The sequence below is a fragment of the Tunturiibacter psychrotolerans genome, assembly GCF_051013365.1.
GTDB classification, from domain to species: Bacteria; Acidobacteriota; Terriglobia; order Terriglobales; family Acidobacteriaceae; genus Edaphobacter; species Edaphobacter psychrotolerans_A.
Genome location: NZ_CP132941.1, coordinates 3,110,496 through 3,125,496 on the forward strand (window position 1 = coordinate 3,110,496; position 15,001 = coordinate 3,125,496).

Below are 15,001 nucleotides of genomic sequence, written 5' to 3' on the forward strand. Positions count from 1 at the left end.
CGATTTCAAAACCTGGATGCTGTTCATGCGATTGGGTGCAACTCCAGTCATGAAACTCGAAGTTGCCGACAACCCCGTTTTCGTGCACTTCACCAAGTTCGGATCGTCGATCGCGGGATTTGTTTCCGTATTGCCGACTGACCGCCCAGAACCCCTCATTTGGACTGTTGGAAAATAAAAGTCGATTTCCAATTACTGTCGAGCGAAAATGACGCGAGAAGGCAGATTTCCATTTGGGAGATCTGCGAGGAAGCTCGTATGCGTGGTCTTGTCGTTCTCTCTCTGTTCGCAGTTTCGGCATTAGGACAGGACTTCAATCCGGTCGCCAAGCAAAGAGACCCGGAATCGATTCTGCAACTGCCTGAGGGCGTTCGCCGGGATCTTGTTAATCGACAATGCGTCGTTCCGAAATACTACGGTGATGATGTTGGTACTAAAAACCCAGCCTATACGACCGGCCATTTCCGGTCTGGCACTTCTATTGACTACGCTGTCGTTTGCCACATTCCTACCCGCAAGATCCAGGACGTTCTCGTTTATTCGAATACGGAGGGTGCGTGGAACGGGGAAATTATCTCCCAGGGGACGTTCGATCCTTCACCCCACGTAGATAAATGTGAAGCCACGGTCGACGTTGCAACCCCGAAATACATTCTCGATCATGCACGGGCGTATGCTCCGGAAGAATTGAAGTCCCTCCCACGACTGGACCACGATGGCGTCGATGTTGGGATCTGCGAGAAGGCATCGATTATTCATTATTTCAGCAAGGGCAAATGGCTATACCTTCAGGGAGCCGACTAGCGCGTTTGCTCTATGCACCGACAGGCTTCCGGCGAACGATTCGGCAAACCGGAAGTAATCCGTAGTTCCCGCAAAGTCTGGTTATCGGAAACTACAGGCCGCTTCTTTGGAGGTTGGGAGGATGGTGCGCCCGAGAAGATTCGAACTTCTGACCTACAGCTTCGGAGGCTGCCGCTCTATCCAGCTGAGCTACGGGCGCATACCTCTAGCCTAGCACGCGACGCCCTCGGTTGACAGGCCGCTGCCTCCCGGTTGAGCATCAACACCAGCCCGGAAACATATCCCCATCAACGCCAAATGAACCCAGGAAAGAGAGATTCCCAATGCAGTTCCGCTCCTTCGCCATCGCCGCTTGTTGTACCCTACTAGCCGCCGTAGCACCTCTCCAGACGATCGCACAAGGTGGAGGCGTCAAAATGGACGGCGCCCAATCCTCTGCCAAACCCATCGCCAGCCCACCGGCAACCGCTGAGGTCAGCCTCAACGGCAAGCAGGTCGTCATCCACTACAACTCCCCCCGTCTCAAGGGCCGCGCCATCGGCACCACCATCGTGCCCTACGGCCAGGTCTGGCGCACCGGAGCCAACCCCGCCACCACCCTCATCACGTCAACCAACCTGAAGATCGGCACCCTCAGCGTCCCCGCCGGCACCTACACCATCTACACGCTGCCCAGCGCGAGCCAATGGCTACTCATCGTCAACAAGCAGACCGGCCAGTGGGGAACCGAATACTCCGAGGCACAGGACCTGGGCCGCACGCCCATGACCAGCAAAACTCTCCCGTCCTCACAGGAGAACATGTCCATCTCCTTCGAGCACACCAGCGGCGCCGCCACCGAGCTCCATGTCAAATGGGCCACCACCGACGAGTACGTCAGCGTCCAGGCACAGTAGCCGTCACCGAATCACGGCGTCTTCGCAGCCACCCAGCGAAGACGCCTCCTACTCGGCTTCCACGGCAGGGCTCTCTGCCGCCTCTCGCTCCAGCCTCAATCGCTCCATCACCGACGAGATCAGCTCCTTCGCCCCGTTGAGATTCATCAGCACGGCCTGCAGATCGAGCGCGGGAACAGCAGGGTTTCGCGTGCTGGCGCAGTAAACCCTATGCTGCCCCACCAGGATCAGCGCATCGGTCAGCACGTCCAGCGTCACCGCCAGCCGCCCGCGCGCCTCCCCCATCATGAACTCATACTTCTCAAGCTCCGCCTGCCGATCGTAGAAGACGGACAACCTACCACTCCTTCGCGGCAGTATCGACCAGCACCGGCTCCGGCGCCGCAGGAGCCTTCCAGCGAAGAATCGGCTTCCTCGCCGCAGTAGTCTCATCCAGCCTCTGCAACCGCGTCGTATGCGGAGCTGTCTGCACCAGTTCAGGATTCTCCTCCGCCTCCCGCGCAATCTGCTTCAGCGCATCGATCAGCAGATCCAGCTCCTCACGGCTCTCGCTCTCGGTCGGCTCAATCATCATCGCGCCGTTGACCACCAGCGGGAACGAGACGGTATACGCATGGAAGCCATAGTCGATCAAGCGTTTGCCCATATCGCCCGTCTTCACGCCGTTGCGCGCCTGCAGCTTGTCCGAAAACACAACCTCATGCAGCGACCGCGTCTTGTACGGCAGGTCAAACGTGCCCTCGAGCTTCGCACGAATGTAGTTCGCGTTCAGCACGGCATCCTCAGTCGTCTGCCGCAATCCATCCGGCCCATTCGCCAGAATATAAGCCAGCGCGCGCACAAACATTCCAAAGTTGCCATAGAACATCCGCACGCGACCAACGGTCTGCGGTCTGTTGTACTCGAGTCCCAGCTTCCCATCAGCTTTCGTCACCACAATCGGCGTTGGCAAAAATGGCTCCAGAATCTTCTTGCATGCCACCGGCCCCGACCCCGGACCACCTCCGCCATGCGGAGTAGAAAACGTCTTATGCAGATTCAAATGCATCACGTCCACACCGAAATCACCTGGCCGCGTCTTGCCTACCAGCGCATTCATATTCGCGCCGTCCATGTAAAGCAGTGCACCCTTCGCATGCAGAATGTCCGCAATCTTATGAATGTCGCTCTCGAACACACCAATCGTCGAAGGATTCGTCAGCATCAGCGCTGCGGTATCTTCATCGACCATCCGCTCAAGCTCAGCCACATCCACCATGCCTTGAGCATTCGACTTGAGATTGGCAACCTCATATCCGCACACCGCAGCGGTCGCAGGATTGGTCCCGTGCGCCGAATCCGGAATCAAAATCTTCTTCCGCGGATTTCCTTTGCTCTCGTGATACGCGCGAACCAGCAAAATCCCCGTAAACTCGCCATGCGCGCCCGCCGCCGGCTGCAGCGTAATCGCATCCATGCCCGTAATCTCAATCAGCGCCTCGGACAGCGTCTTCATGATCCCCAGACAGCCCTGCGACAGCGACTCCGGCTGATAAGGATGCGCCTCCGCAATCCCTTCCAGCCGCGCCACGGCCTCATTCACCCGAGGGTTGTACTTCATCGTGCAGCTACCCAGCGGATACATCCCCAAATCAATCGCGTAGTTCCACGTCGAAAGCCGCGTGAAGTGCCGAATGATCTCAATCTCGCTCAGCTCCGGCATCACGCCCAGGTCCGTCCGCACGGAATCGCCCAGCAGCGCAACCGAATCCACCGCCGGCACATCCAGCTGCGCCAGCCGATAAGCCTTCTTCCCCGGCGAAGATTTCTCAAACATCAAATCTTCATTCTGATTCGTGTGCGTCGTAGCCTTCTTCGGCGTCCCTACAAACTTCTCAACTGCCATAGTTAAAACTCCTGCGCATCCGCTGCGCTTCCTGTCTCCGAGTAGCTCCCCGACTCCGGTCCATCCAAATCTTCTTCCCGCAAAGAAAGCCCAAACACGGTGCCATTCTCAAACTCAATCGTCAGCGCGTCGCCTTCTTCGAGCGACGCCTGCACAACCTTGTCGTTGATCTGCGCGCACAGTGCATTCCGATACTCCGGCTCTCCATAAGCCACCGAAAACTCCGGAAACAAAACATGCGGCCACGCGTAGAACGTCAGCAAAGGAGCGTCAAACCGAAGCTGCAGAAAATCCTCAACGAACTCAACCGCCTTCAGCTCCTCGCCAACAATTGCCGAAACATCCATCGCTAAGCCTTCTTGCCCGCGAGCGCCGCTGCGACAGCATCCATCTGCTTCCGCGTCGTCAACTCCGTTGCACACCACAAACTCGCATTCGGACCAAGCTCCGGATACCACTTCGCCAGCGGCAACCCGCCGATGATCTTGTGCCCAAGCAGCGCAGCATTCGTCTCATCGGCGCTCTTTGGAAGCTGCAACACGAACTCATGAAACCGCGGCGCACCTTCAAACAAAACCTTCGCGCCAGCGGAAGCACCAAGCACACTCTTCAAATAAACCGCCTTGGCAAGGTTCTGCTCCGCCAGCTCCTTCATCCCCTGCTTGCCATACACGCTCAGGAAGATCGTAGTCATCATTGCAACCAGCGCCTGATTCGTACAGATATTTGAAGTCGCCTTCTCCCGCCGAATATGCTGCTCACGAGTAGACAGCGTCAGCACAAATCCACGCTTGCCATCCTTATCCTTCGTCTCGCCGATCAGCCTTCCCGGCATCTGCCGCAAGAACTTCTCCTTGCAAGCAATCACGCCACAGTAAGGCCCACCATATCCAACCGCCACGCCATACGACTGCGCCTCAAGCGAAACAATATCCGCCTCCGCCGGCGGCCGCACAATCCCCAGCGAAACGGCCTCTGCGATCGAAACAATCAGCAGCGCACCCTTCGCATGAGCAATCTCCGCGATCGCCGCAACATCTTCAATCGTCCCAAAGAAGTTCGGCGACTGAATCAGTACGCAAGCCGTATCCTTCGTGATCGCCGCATCGAGCGCCGCAAGATCCACGCGCCCGTTCGAGCTATAACCCACTTCTACAGTTGGAATCTCCTGGTGCTGCGCATACGTCGCAATCACCTCGCGATACTCTGGATGGACCGTCCGCGCAATCACCGCACCATCGCGGCCCGTCACGCGCACCGCCATCATGATCGCCTCTGCAGCGCCGGTCGAACCGTCATACATCGACGCGTTCGCAATCTCCATCCCGGTCAGTTCGCAGATCATCGTCTGAAACTCGAACATCGCCTGCAGCGTTCCCTGCGAGATCTCCGGCTGATACGGCGTATAGCTGGTCAGAAACTCGCCGCGCTGCACCAGCGAATCAATGATCACCGGCCGATAGTGCCGATACACCCCGGCGCCCAGAAAGCTCGAATAACCAACCGCATTATTCTCCGCAAACTCGCGAAAGCGATCCAGAATCTCCGACTCCCCATGCTGCCGTGGAATCGCAAGATCGCGCTTCAGTTGAAACTCCGCTGGAATCGTAGAAAACAGATCGTCGATCGATGCCACGCCAATCTCGGCAAGCATCTCCTCGCGATCCACGGGGGACTTCGGCAAATAGCGCATCTCTTAGTGTCCAGTCTCTTCGCTGGTAAATTTTTCGTAATCGGCTGCGGTCAAAAGCCCGTCCACCTGCTTCGCGTCCGCAAGCTCAATCTTCAGCAGCCACGTCGTATTCGCATCCGTATTGATCTTCTCGGGCGCGTCCTTCAACTCTTCATTGATCGCTGTCACCTTACCCGACACCGGAGCAAAAAGATCAGACACCGCCTTCACCGACTCCACCGAACCGAAGCTCTTCGCCGCTTCAACCGCATCGCCAACCTTCGGAAGGTCGACAAACACAATATCGCCTAGCGAGTTCTGCGCGTAGTCTGTGATGCCGACCGTGCCAATGTTGCCATCGACTTTGATCCACTCGTGTTCCTTCGTATAGCGATAGTCCGCAGGATAAGCCATTCATCGTTCTCCGAAATCCAAAGATAGGTTGGTAATTCAATTGTAGATGCTGAGGCTATGCGGATTTCTTAGCCCTTTTATAGAAGGGAAGTGGAACAACCTTCGCCTTCACCATCTGGCCGCGAATCTCCACCGCAACCTCGGCATCAAGCGCGGCGTAATCCACAGGAACATAAGCCATCGCGATATTTTTCTTCAGAAACGGCGAGGGCGACCCACTGGTGATATCCCCGAGCCGCTTTCCTTCAACCGAAAATACTGCGTAACCATCGCGGCCAATCCCGCGCTCGATCATCTCCAGCCCCACCAGCTTGCGCCCCGGCCCACCCGCTGCCTGAACCTCGAGCAGAGCCTTGCGCCCAACAAACTCCTGCTTGTCGAGCTTCGCATACCGCCCTAGCCCCGCCTCAAACACATTGATCGTGTCTGAAATCTCATGCCCATACAGCGCCATTCCAGCCTCAAGTCGCAGCGTATTCCGCGCCCCCAGCCCACACGCCAGAATCCCGAACTCCGCACCCGCCTCGAGCACTTCACCCCACACTCGCGCGCTCGTCGGCTCATCCGAGGGAATATAAATCTCAAACCCATCCTCGCCGGTATATCCCGTGCGAGCGATCATCACGTTGTACAGTCCGCACACTTGGCCCCACGTAAACCAATAGTTCTTGATCGTGCTCAGATCCGTCGAAGTCAACTTCTGCAACGTCTCCGCGGCTCTCGGCCCCTGGATCGCAAGCTGCGTGTAGTAGTCGCTGAAATCGTTCACATGCACACCCGGCATATGTCCAATCGTCCTCCGCACCCACTCAACATCCTTCTCGCGCGTGCCCGCGTTGATCACGATCAGGTAGTCGTTATCCGAAAGCTTATGCACCACCACATCGTCAACAAAAGTCCCGTTCGGATACAGCATCGCCGAATAGTGCGCCTGCCCCACAGCCAGCTTCGAAGCATCGTTCATGCAGAGATGCTGCACCGCCGCGAGCGACCCCGGCCCACGCAGCTGAATGTCGCCCATATGCGACACATCGAACACACCCACCGCAGTCCGCACCGCCATGTGTTCGGCGATCAGCCCGCAGCAATCCACCGGCATATCCCATCCGCCGAAATCAACCATCTTGGACTTAGCCGCCCGGTGTACTGCATTCAGTGCTGTTTTGCGAAGTGGGGCCATTGTCTCTGTCATACCGGTACATCCTTTTATTGATCGCTTGTGTGAGACCTGCCTAAAACGATAGCATCCAGCGGCCTCATTCAACCACTCGCGGACTCGCGAGCAGAGTCGAGCTAATTTCTACTCTTCGTCTTCAGCGCTTCAACCTGTTGCTTCAACGCGGCATAGGAGGCATCGGTCGGTTGACCCTGCGTCTGCCACACAACATCTCCACGGCTATCGACGACCAGCAAATAAGCATCCTCCGCCTCCCCGTAGTGAACTAACGTACGCCAGACCGCTTCGTTGTTCGTAATCGGCACAACTCGCTTTTGTGCCCTCTCCGGCATCGACGACTTGATCGACCGCAACACCATCCCCCGCAATAAACCGGGCACCGACGCCACCACCGGAAGTTCGTAGTACGCCACTACATCCGAAGTCCGATAGTCCCCAGCGATCTTTTTTGCCCAACCCGTCACGGCATCTCGCGATCCGCGACTGAAACCAAGAACCAGAACTCCCGCAGCCTTGCTTTGTAGCTCCTCCGGCAGACTCACAGCCTGGTTTGCAAACGAAGTTCCATGGACCTCGGGAATTCTTTCACCAGCAGCGATGGCCACAAGTCCATTCACCACAATCAGCGTGAGCAACAGAGTGCGGCTCAGAGTTCCCTTCACGCCACGAATCATCCGACAAGTCTACTGCGAACCAGAACCAACCTCGTAGGCAGCGATCAGGTCGATATGATCCCGTGAAACTTTGCCAGGCCGCTTGAAACTAGCCTCAATGCATTCCGCCAGGCAGCGACTTCGTCAGTCTTCCCGCATCCAGCACCAGGCTCGCCAGCGCCTCGTCGAAGTTGTGATCATGCGCCTTCTGTTTCTCCGCCGGAGCTACCGACTCCGTCAACGCCCACAGAATATAGTGCGTCGGCCGGTCATAGATCACTAGACGAAACATCGGCAACGGATCAGACGCGCCCTTTGATTTATCCGCGTTCGAGGGCCCACTCGGAGCCGAAAGTTGCAACTCAAATACAAGATCCGCCTCAGCTGGAGTGGCGACCACCTGATACCGCCCCCAGCTCACGACGTCTGCATAAAACTGGTTGAACGCCCTGTCCGGATCGCCGCTGAACGGGTGAGGGAACAGCCCGCTGTCCGCGCCTGCATTCGAGAGGAAGATCTTCTTCGCTCTCATCAGTGCCTGCGGCACCGGCGCCGCAGTGGGAACCATAGGTTCCTGGCCAAACGCGAAACCTGCAGCCAAAAGTCCAGACAAACCGCAACAACGCCAAAGCCTGCAATCGACCGAATCCGAATCATCGTGTCTTCTCCTGCAAGACGTATCACCGCGAAACAACACCTGTCCGCGCAATCAATCAGACGCACAACAAATATCAAATGTTTCGCCGCACGAAGTCCTCCGGCAATCTAGACCGTAACCGTCTCCCGGTACTCCCCAAACACCTTCCGCATCGCATCCGCGATCTCCCCGACCGTCGCGTAGCTCTCGACCGCATGCAGTATCTGTGGCATCAGATTGTCTCCGCCTCGAGCTGCATCTTCGACCCTCCGCAGTGCCTCTGCATGCGCATTTTTATCTCTCCGCAAACGCATCGCCCTCACCCTCTCCACCTGACGCCCCTCCAGCGCCTCATCGATCCGCTGAATCGGCACGGCAACCTCCTGCTCACTGGCAAACTCGTTCACCCCAACGACAACGGCCTCCTTCGCATCCACTGCCCTTTGATATCCATACGCCGCATTCTGTATCTCGCGCTGCACATATCCCCGCTCAATCGCATGCAGCATCCCATAGTTGCCGCCCAGATCGAACCGGCCAATCGTAGCCAGATACTCCTCCGCCCGCCGCTCGATCTCGTTGGTCAGCGACTCCACATAAAACGACCCCGCCAGCGGATCGACCGTCTGCGCCACACCGCTCTCATGCGCCAGAATCTGCTGTGTCCGCAAAGCAATCCGCGCCGCATTCTCTGTAGGCAACGACAACGCCTCATCGAACCCATTCGTGTGCAGACTCTGCGTTCCCCCCAGCACCGCCGCAAGTGCCTGCAGCGTCGTCCTAACCACATTGTTCTCCGGCTGCTGCGCCGTCAGCGTCGAACCTGCCGTTTGCGTATGAAACCGCAGCATCCAGCTACGCTCTTTCTTCGCGCCGAAGTGTTTCCGCATAATCCGCGCCCACATCCTCCGCGCCGCGCGAAACTTCGCCACCTCCTCCAGTAGGTTGTTATGCGAGTTGAAGAAGAAGCTCAGCCGCGGCGCAAACGAATCCACATCAAGTCCCGCATCAATCGCCGCCTGCACGTACGTCATCCCATCGGCAAGCGTAAACGCCACCTCCTGCACAGCCGTGCATCCAGCCTCGCGCATGTGGTAACCCGAGATCGAGATCGTATTCCACTCCGGCACCTCCTTCGCCGCCCACGCAAAGATATCGGTCACCAGCCGCATCGCATGCGTCACCGGATAGATGTAAGTCCCCCGCGCGATGTACTCCTTCAAAATATCGTTTTGAATCGTCCCGTTCAGCCCCGCGACCTGCGCGCCCGTCCGCTTTGCCACCGCAACATACAGCGCCAGCAAAATCGAAGCCGTCGCATTGATCGTCATCGAGGTCGAGATCGTATCCAGCTCAATCCCATCGAGCAGCCGCTGCATATCCTCGATCGAATCAATCGCAACCCCAACCTTCCCCACCTCGCCCAGCGCCAGCGGCGAATCCGAATCGTACCCAATCTGCGTCGGCAGATCGAACGCCACGCTCAGCCCCTTTGTCCCGTGCGCGAGCAAAAACTTGTAGCGTTTATTCGACTCCTCGGCGTCGCCCATGCCCGCATACTGGCGCATCGTCCACAGCCGTCCGCGATACATCGTCGGCTGAATCCCCCGCGTAAACGGATACTCCCCCGGTTCGCCCACCGTTGCGTCCGCGTCGAAGCCCGCAAGATCCTCAGCCCGATACACAAGCTCCACTGGAATTCCAGAACTCGTCTCAGGCTTCCCCGATTTGTTTTTAGTGTCTTCAGACATGCCGAACAAGTGTACCCGCCAGCCCACCTCACCGGCTCGTCGACAACTAGCTGCGCCTGCCCCTGCGACTCGACTTCACAAAGCTGCTGACGCAAAAATACCCAAACACCACCGCCATGGCCACGGCCAGCAGCAGATGCATATGAGCATCGTGATTCCCCGCGGTCTCATGCAGCCCCCCGCGCATCTTCCACGCGCTACTGGCAGCCGACACCGCGAAGATCCCAAAGAAAACTCCCGTCAGCTCCAACCAAAGCTGATTGGAAGCCTTCACAAACGGCCCCCACACTGCCTCGCCAAACCGCTTCCCGCCGCGCTTCAGCCCCTGCCCGGTCAGCACCACCTGCGCCGTCGTCTGCGCAGCCTTCTGTCCCAGTCGAGCCGCGGTCGACTCAGCCGCCACACTCGTCGCGCCTGGCCCATCCGCAGTCTTCCGCGCCGCGGAAGGATTCGGTGCCGTCGCCGCATCCACCGCGGTCACCAGCGTCTTAGCCGCTGCACGAGCCCCAAATCCCAGCGCACGTCCAAACCGAACCGAATCCATACCCAGAGTGTAGCCGTTCCACCCCGTACACGAAAGCAGACATCATCCCCAACTTTCTTCCTCATTTCCATTCCGCGATGCGTCGTTTTTCCGCGCCGCAGAATCAGAACAAAAAAGGGAGGGAGCAAATCGATGAAGAGCACACTGTGGACAATCATCGACCTCTGCGCCGCCGCCACGGGTTGTCTGGTCTTCGGATGCCGCCACATTCTCCCCGTAGAGCTTCTCGCTCATCGACCAGAGAATTTTTGGGATGACCATCCCACTGTAGTGGAAACCACTTAGGCTCCATCCCCATCTCCGTGAAAGAAATCCCGTTGCAGCCTCCGCTTCCATGGGCGTATTCTTTAACCAGTGACGCCGACATACCCGCAATGCCGTTCCCGCCGGTCACCTTCGCTGGGAATACCCGATGCGTGGAGTAGTTCGAACCATAGGGAAGCCCGGAGGTGGCATTGAATCAGAAGGTCAAAAACCTGATACAGAAACTTGGCGAAGCAATCCACGAGTCCGTCTCGGAGTCAGAGGATATAGCAGGCGTCGTCAAAAACATCCGCGAACAGGGTTTTGATGTCCTCCTCATGCTTGAGGCCACTATCGGTCTCAACGAGGTTGAGGCAGAAGCCGATGAGGTCACCGAAGCTGCCGACGAAGGCATCGAGGGGCCATTCACCTCAAACGACGTAGACTTTCTGAAGTCCTTGCGCATCAGCCTCGCCGAAGACGAACCAACCGACAGTACCCACTCAACCGGCAGCCCCGAAGTCTAAGCAGCCTCTCACTTGACGAGGTCCAGGCCACAGAAACCGGGCCTCGTCCCCTCCGCTCTGCCCTCTACGTTCCAAAGTCAATCTCTCCGTGTTAGACTCGCGTTTCCCTGTAACACGCGAGTCGCTTTGTGCATCTGACTGACGTGCTATGAAGATAAGCCGCTCAACGCAGAAGTCGGAGTTCGAAAGACTATGAGAGATACCCTTGGTGTTTTGCTTGCCGGCGGCGCTGGCGAACGGCTCTTCCCCCTCACCCGCGATCGCGCAAAGCCGGCCGTCCCCTTCGCCGGCCAGTACCGCATCATCGACATCACCCTCTCCAACTGCATCAACTCCGACCTGCGCCACGTCTACATCCTCACTCAGTACAAAGCCCTCTCGCTCAACCGCCACATCCGCGAAGGCTGGGGAACCGTCGTCGCCAACGAACTGGGCGAGTTCATCGAGATCCTGCCCCCCATGCAGCGCGTCTCCAAGAGCTGGTACCAGGGCACCGCCGACGCCGTCTACCAGAACATCTACTCCATCGGCTCCGAAGAGCCAAAACACGTCCTCATCCTCTCCGGCGACCACATCTACAAGATGAACTACGCCCTCATGATGCAGCAGCACGTCGACTCCGGCGCCGACGTCACCCTCGCCACCCTGCCCATCGCCCCCCACGAGGTCCCCTCCTTCGGTGTCGTCGAAGTCGCCCGCAACGGAGAGGTTCTCGGCTTCGAAGAAAAGCCGAAAGAGACCAAGATTCGCTCGCCCTTCAACCCCGACATGGTCGACGTCTCCATGGGCATCTACATCTTCAACACCGACATCCTGCTCCCCGAGCTCATCAAGGACTCCGAAGACCCCAACTCCAAGCACGATTTCGGCCACGACATCCTGCCGAACATCCTCGGACGCGTCAAAATGCACGCCTACAACTTCGTCGACGAGAACAAGCAGAAGGCTCTCTATTGGCGCGACGTCGGTACCCTCGAGGCCTATTACGAGGCCAACATGGACGTCGCCGGCGTCACCCCCACCTTCAACCTTTACGACAAGTCCTGGCCCATGCGCTCGCGCCCCTACCAGTACCCGCCCGCCAAGTTCGTCTTCGGCGAACCCGGCCGCACCGGCATGGCCATCAACTCCATCGTCTCGAACGGCACCATCGTATCCGGATCAGTCGTCCGCAACTCCGTCGTCTCGCAGGACGTCCGTGTCAACTCCTACGCTGATGTCGACTCCAGCATCATCTTCGCCCACGTCAACATCGGTCGCCACTGCCGCATCCGCCACGCCATCATCGATCGCGACGTTCACATCCCCGACGGCACCGTCATCGGCTACGACCCCAACGAAGACAAGAAAAACTACTTCGTCTCACAAAGCGGACTCACCATCGTCACGCGCGACTACTCCGTCTACGAGAATCCCGTCTCCCCCGAATTCCTCCAGCAAGGCAACACCTGGTAGAGCAGGGAACACCACAACATCGACCCACAAAACAAGAGCGGGCCGCCAATCAGGCGACCCGCTTCTCTCTTCAAACGCAACGAAAACGTTAGTTCTTCTGCTTCCCCAACCGATAAACCACACCACCCGAGATCGCAAAGAACTCGCGCGTCTCAGTCCCGAAGTGTTCCAGAATCAAATCCGGCGAAAGCCGAAGCGCCCAGTTCTTAGACCGGTTGATATCGATGCTGCCGCCCAGCGCCGCAATCGGCTTGGTCCGGTTCGTATAAAGCCCCGTAATCTGCGAGAACGTAGGCTGCCCCGGCTGTCCTGGCCTCAGGTCGTCGTCAAAGGTCCCATGCGATACGCCGCCATACGCGTGGTAGTTGATCGCGACATATTGATTCTTCGGACCACGGTACTGCGCTCCCAGCATTCCCATGTTCATGTAAACCAGCGGACGGCTCAGGTTGTAAGGAAGTCCCTGGGCCTGCCCAAACACCGGTGTCGTTCCGGCCTCGCCACGATACTGCGCGCCTATGCCCACATGATTCGTAAACCAATGGTCTCCGGGAAGCCAGTACGTCGCCAGAAACTCCGCGCCACCCATATTCATCCGGTTCGGCAGCGATTGGCCCGCCTGGAAGTTCATGAAGTTGAGTCCGACATAAAACTCATACTTGTTGTCGTAGGTCACCGGCGCTGCCAGCGCGATCTTCGACTGCGAGATCGGTATCGTCGTCGGCTGCGTTGCCTGCTCCACCGCCGAAGAGGACGAGGTAGCCTGTGCCCGGCTCATCGTCGCGCCCGTCATCAGCAAACCCGTTGCCAACATCCCAAACATTGCGCGTCTTCCCGTCTCCCGCGCCCCAGTCACTCTCCAAGCACCACTCGTCTTCAATCGCAACATCCGTCTCCGAATCTCTTCCAGCATCTGCTCCCGCACTTGTTCCAGTTACCAAGATATAACGTTCAGCCAACATCTGCCTCGACCGCCGCCGCGTATCTCTCAGTAGACTGCACCTGTGCGACAATAGTGGGTGGCAGTCGAGGTATGTGCCAGGCTGCAGGGAGAAACAGTATGGGCGAACTATTTACACCGACACATCTCATCGTCATTGCCGTAGTCGTTCTGGTCCTGTTCGGCGGCAAAAAGCTGCCAGAGCTCGGCAAAGGCCTCGGCGAAGGTCTCCGCGGCTTCAAAGATGGCATGAAGGGCGTCACCGACGAGGTCAACAAGCCAGCCGATACCACGCACGCCGTCACCCCCAAGCCCGAAGAGACCGTCAAGTAGATCTCCCAACAAAACGGGATGCCGGTAGTCAACCTGGCCGCTTGGAGCGGAGTCCCGATGGTGAAGAGCCCGGAAATCTGTTAGAAATGCGGATGCCCATGTCTCGAGTCTGAGACATGGGTTTTCAGTCAGATCGCCCAACTCTACTCAATCAGGAAGCCGCCCTCATGAAGATCAAATCCCCTTATCTCATCAAGCCGCACGCGCAAGTCCGGCTGTCGAAGATGTCGACTTCGCAAACCTCGGGGTACAAGTCCGAAGAATCAGCAGCGGCAGTCCTGGTCAAGCATCGCAAGCAGCTCGCCGACCTGCAGGACGTCTTCTACGCCAGTCAGACCAAAGCTCTGCTCATCGTCCTCCAGGGCATGGACACCGCCGGCAAAGATGGCACCATCAGCCACATCTTCTCCGGCATCAACCCGCAAGGCTGCGACGTCGCCTCCTTCAAAGTTCCCACCCCGCTCGAAGCCCGTCACGACTTCCTCTGGCGCGCCCACGCCCAGGTCCCGCCCCGCGGCATGATCAACATCTTCAATCGCTCCCACTACGAAGACGTCCTCTCCCCACGCGTCCACAGACTCATCACCGACAAGGTCATGCGTCGCCGCCTCGACGACATCAACCAGTTCGAGAGCATGCTCGTCGACAACGACGTCCTCATCCTGAAGTTCTACCTCCACATCTCTCGCGACGAACAAACCCGCCGCCTTCAATCCCGCCTCGACGACAAACAAAAGCATTGGAAGCTCTCCGAGGCCGACTTCCACGAGCGCAAATTCTGGCCCCAGTACACCGACGCCTACGAGCGCATCCTCTCCAACACCAGCCCCAAACACGCCCCCTGGTTCGTCATCCCTTCCGACCACAAGTGGTACCGCAACATCGCCATCTCCGCGATCATCGTCGAAGCCCTCCAGAGCCTAAAGCTCAAATACCCCGCCCCCACCCTCGACGCCTCCACCATCAAGCTCTAGCCCCACACCACCACCCTAACGCAACAGCCGTCATCTCGCCGTTGCTGTTGCCTTGCGCTTGCCGTTGCCTGTTCTTTTGTTGTTGTCATCCCCGCA

General features: G+C 58.0%; 18 protein-coding genes and 1 tRNA gene. 7 read left to right on the forward strand and 12 right to left on the reverse strand.

Annotation, left to right across the window (positions count from 1 at the left end; genetic code table 11):
• Positions 1 to 258 precede the first annotated feature (258 nt).
• Positions 259 to 804, forward strand: coding sequence for a hypothetical protein (locus RBB76_RS12965; RefSeq protein WP_429631494.1), 546 nt, complete (start codon positions 259 to 261; stop codon positions 802 to 804).
• Between the two features lie 122 nt (positions 805 to 926).
• Here RBB76_RS12965 and RBB76_RS12970 read toward each other — a convergent pair.
• Positions 927 to 1,003 (reverse strand) — tRNA-Arg (locus tag RBB76_RS12970).
• A gap of 124 nt (positions 1,004 to 1,127) precedes the next feature.
• Between RBB76_RS12970 and RBB76_RS12975 the strand changes: the two genes are divergently transcribed.
• Positions 1,128 to 1,700 carry a DUF2911 domain-containing protein gene (locus RBB76_RS12975; protein WP_429631493.1) on the forward strand — a complete coding sequence of 191 codons (573 nt, stop codon included), beginning with the start codon at positions 1,128 to 1,130 and terminating at the stop codon, positions 1,698 to 1,700.
• Positions 1,701 to 1,748: 48 nt separating this feature from the next.
• Here RBB76_RS12975 and RBB76_RS12980 read toward each other — a convergent pair whose 3' ends face one another.
• From RBB76_RS12980 to RBB76_RS13025, 10 genes are all read right to left on the reverse strand, one after another.
• Complete coding sequence (locus RBB76_RS12980; RefSeq protein WP_429631491.1) at positions 1,749 to 2,036, reverse strand: hypothetical protein; 288 nt, start codon at positions 2,034 to 2,036, stop codon at positions 1,749 to 1,751.
• A 1-nt stretch (position 2,037) separates the two neighbouring features.
• Positions 2,038 to 3,585 carry an aminomethyl-transferring glycine dehydrogenase subunit GcvPB gene (gene gcvPB / locus RBB76_RS12985; protein WP_429631489.1) on the reverse strand — a complete coding sequence of 516 codons (1,548 nt, stop codon included), beginning with the start codon at positions 3,583 to 3,585 and terminating at the stop codon, positions 2,038 to 2,040.
• Between the two features lie 2 nt (positions 3,586 to 3,587).
• The gene (locus RBB76_RS12990; protein ID WP_429631487.1) at positions 3,588 to 3,932 is read right to left on the reverse strand and encodes a hypothetical protein; all 345 of its coding nucleotides are present in this window, start codon (positions 3,930 to 3,932) and stop codon (positions 3,588 to 3,590) included.
• Between the two features lie 2 nt (positions 3,933 to 3,934).
• Complete coding sequence (gcvPA, locus tag RBB76_RS12995; protein ID WP_429631485.1) at positions 3,935 to 5,278, reverse strand: aminomethyl-transferring glycine dehydrogenase subunit GcvPA; 1,344 nt, start codon at positions 5,276 to 5,278, stop codon at positions 3,935 to 3,937.
• 3 nt (positions 5,279 to 5,281) lie between these two features.
• Positions 5,282 to 5,671, reverse strand: a complete 390-nt coding sequence (gcvH, locus tag RBB76_RS13000) for a glycine cleavage system protein GcvH (RefSeq protein ID WP_429631483.1) — start codon at positions 5,669 to 5,671, stop codon at positions 5,282 to 5,284.
• A 55-nt stretch (positions 5,672 to 5,726) separates the two neighbouring features.
• Positions 5,727 to 6,863 carry a glycine cleavage system aminomethyltransferase GcvT gene (gene gcvT / locus RBB76_RS13005; protein ID WP_429631482.1) on the reverse strand — a complete coding sequence of 379 codons (1,137 nt, stop codon included), beginning with the start codon at positions 6,861 to 6,863 and terminating at the stop codon, positions 5,727 to 5,729.
• A gap of 101 nt (positions 6,864 to 6,964) precedes the next feature.
• Entirely contained in the window at positions 6,965 to 7,522 is a 558-nt protein-coding gene (locus RBB76_RS13010) for a hypothetical protein (RefSeq protein WP_429631480.1), read from the reverse strand.
• A 94-nt stretch (positions 7,523 to 7,616) separates the two neighbouring features.
• Entirely contained in the window at positions 7,617 to 8,069 is a 453-nt protein-coding gene (locus tag RBB76_RS13015; protein WP_429631478.1) for a hypothetical protein, read from the reverse strand.
• A gap of 197 nt (positions 8,070 to 8,266) precedes the next feature.
• On the reverse strand, positions 8,267 to 9,889 hold the full coding sequence (locus RBB76_RS13020; protein WP_429631476.1) for an acyl-CoA mutase large subunit family protein: 1,623 nt from the start codon (positions 9,887 to 9,889) through the stop codon (positions 8,267 to 8,269).
• 46 nt (positions 9,890 to 9,935) lie between these two features.
• On the reverse strand, positions 9,936 to 10,433 hold the full coding sequence (locus tag RBB76_RS13025) for a hypothetical protein (RefSeq protein ID WP_429631474.1): 498 nt from the start codon (positions 10,431 to 10,433) through the stop codon (positions 9,936 to 9,938).
• A 132-nt stretch (positions 10,434 to 10,565) separates the two neighbouring features.
• Between RBB76_RS13025 and RBB76_RS13030 the strand changes: the two genes are divergently transcribed.
• The 3 genes from RBB76_RS13030 to glgC all read left to right on the forward strand — a co-directional run bounded on the left by RBB76_RS13030 (position 10,566) and on the right by glgC (position 12,658).
• Positions 10,566 to 10,718 (forward strand): hypothetical protein, encoded by a 153-nt coding sequence (locus tag RBB76_RS13030; RefSeq protein WP_429631472.1) that lies wholly within the window; start codon positions 10,566 to 10,568, stop codon positions 10,716 to 10,718.
• A 164-nt stretch (positions 10,719 to 10,882) separates the two neighbouring features.
• Positions 10,883 to 11,203: a hypothetical protein gene (locus RBB76_RS13035; RefSeq protein WP_429631470.1), complete on the forward strand. Its 321-nt coding sequence runs from the start codon at positions 10,883 to 10,885 to the stop codon at positions 11,201 to 11,203.
• A 138-nt stretch (positions 11,204 to 11,341) separates the two neighbouring features.
• Entirely contained in the window at positions 11,342 to 12,658 is a 1,317-nt protein-coding gene (gene glgC, locus RBB76_RS13040) for a glucose-1-phosphate adenylyltransferase (protein ID WP_429631916.1), read from the forward strand.
• Positions 12,659 to 12,746: 88 nt separating this feature from the next.
• Here glgC and RBB76_RS13045 read toward each other — a convergent pair whose 3' ends face one another.
• Positions 12,747 to 13,547, reverse strand: a complete 801-nt coding sequence (locus tag RBB76_RS13045; protein WP_429631468.1) for a hypothetical protein — start codon at positions 13,545 to 13,547, stop codon at positions 12,747 to 12,749.
• Between the two features lie 171 nt (positions 13,548 to 13,718).
• Here RBB76_RS13045 and tatA point away from each other — a divergent pair, with 171 nt between their 5' ends.
• Positions 13,719 to 13,931, forward strand: a complete 213-nt coding sequence (gene tatA / locus RBB76_RS13050) for a twin-arginine translocase TatA/TatE family subunit (protein WP_183977124.1) — start codon at positions 13,719 to 13,721, stop codon at positions 13,929 to 13,931.
• 167 nt (positions 13,932 to 14,098) lie between these two features.
• Positions 14,099 to 14,905 (forward strand): polyphosphate kinase 2 family protein, encoded by an 807-nt coding sequence (locus tag RBB76_RS13055; protein WP_429631465.1) that lies wholly within the window; start codon positions 14,099 to 14,101, stop codon positions 14,903 to 14,905.
• Positions 14,906 to 15,001: the final 96 nt, after the last annotated feature.

Coding starts and splice junctions, on each gene's coding strand:
- gcvPA (WP_429631485.1), bottom strand. CDS start 5,278: ATGCGCTATTTGCCGAAGTCCCCCGTGGATCGCGAGGAGATGCTTGCC.
- RBB76_RS12990 (WP_429631487.1), bottom strand. CDS start 3,932: ATGGATGTTTCGGCAATTGTTGGCGAGGAGCTGAAGGCGGTTGAGTTC.
- RBB76_RS13025 (WP_429631474.1), bottom strand. CDS start 10,433: ATGGATTCGGTTCGGTTTGGACGTGCGCTGGGATTTGGGGCTCGTGCA.
- RBB76_RS13015 (WP_429631478.1), bottom strand. CDS start 8,069: ATGGTTCCCACTGCGGCGCCGGTGCCGCAGGCACTGATGAGAGCGAAG.
- RBB76_RS13010 (WP_429631480.1), bottom strand. CDS start 7,522: ATGATTCGTGGCGTGAAGGGAACTCTGAGCCGCACTCTGTTGCTCACG.
- RBB76_RS12965 (WP_429631494.1), top strand. CDS start 259: ATGCGTGGTCTTGTCGTTCTCTCTCTGTTCGCAGTTTCGGCATTAGGA.
- RBB76_RS13020 (WP_429631476.1), bottom strand. CDS start 9,889: ATGTCTGAAGACACTAAAAACAAATCGGGGAAGCCTGAGACGAGTTCT.
- RBB76_RS13055 (WP_429631465.1), top strand. CDS start 14,099: ATGAAGATCAAATCCCCTTATCTCATCAAGCCGCACGCGCAAGTCCGG.
- gcvT (WP_429631482.1), bottom strand. CDS start 6,863: ATGACAGAGACAATGGCCCCACTTCGCAAAACAGCACTGAATGCAGTA.
- RBB76_RS12975 (WP_429631493.1), top strand. CDS start 1,128: ATGCAGTTCCGCTCCTTCGCCATCGCCGCTTGTTGTACCCTACTAGCC.
- gcvH (WP_429631483.1), bottom strand. CDS start 5,671: ATGGCTTATCCTGCGGACTATCGCTATACGAAGGAACACGAGTGGATC.
- gcvPB (WP_429631489.1), bottom strand. CDS start 3,585: ATGGCAGTTGAGAAGTTTGTAGGGACGCCGAAGAAGGCTACGACGCAC.
- RBB76_RS13045 (WP_429631468.1), bottom strand. CDS start 13,547: ATGTTGCGATTGAAGACGAGTGGTGCTTGGAGAGTGACTGGGGCGCGG.
- tatA (WP_183977124.1), top strand. CDS start 13,719: ATGGGCGAACTATTTACACCGACACATCTCATCGTCATTGCCGTAGTC.
- RBB76_RS13030 (WP_429631472.1), top strand. CDS start 10,566: ATGAAGAGCACACTGTGGACAATCATCGACCTCTGCGCCGCCGCCACG.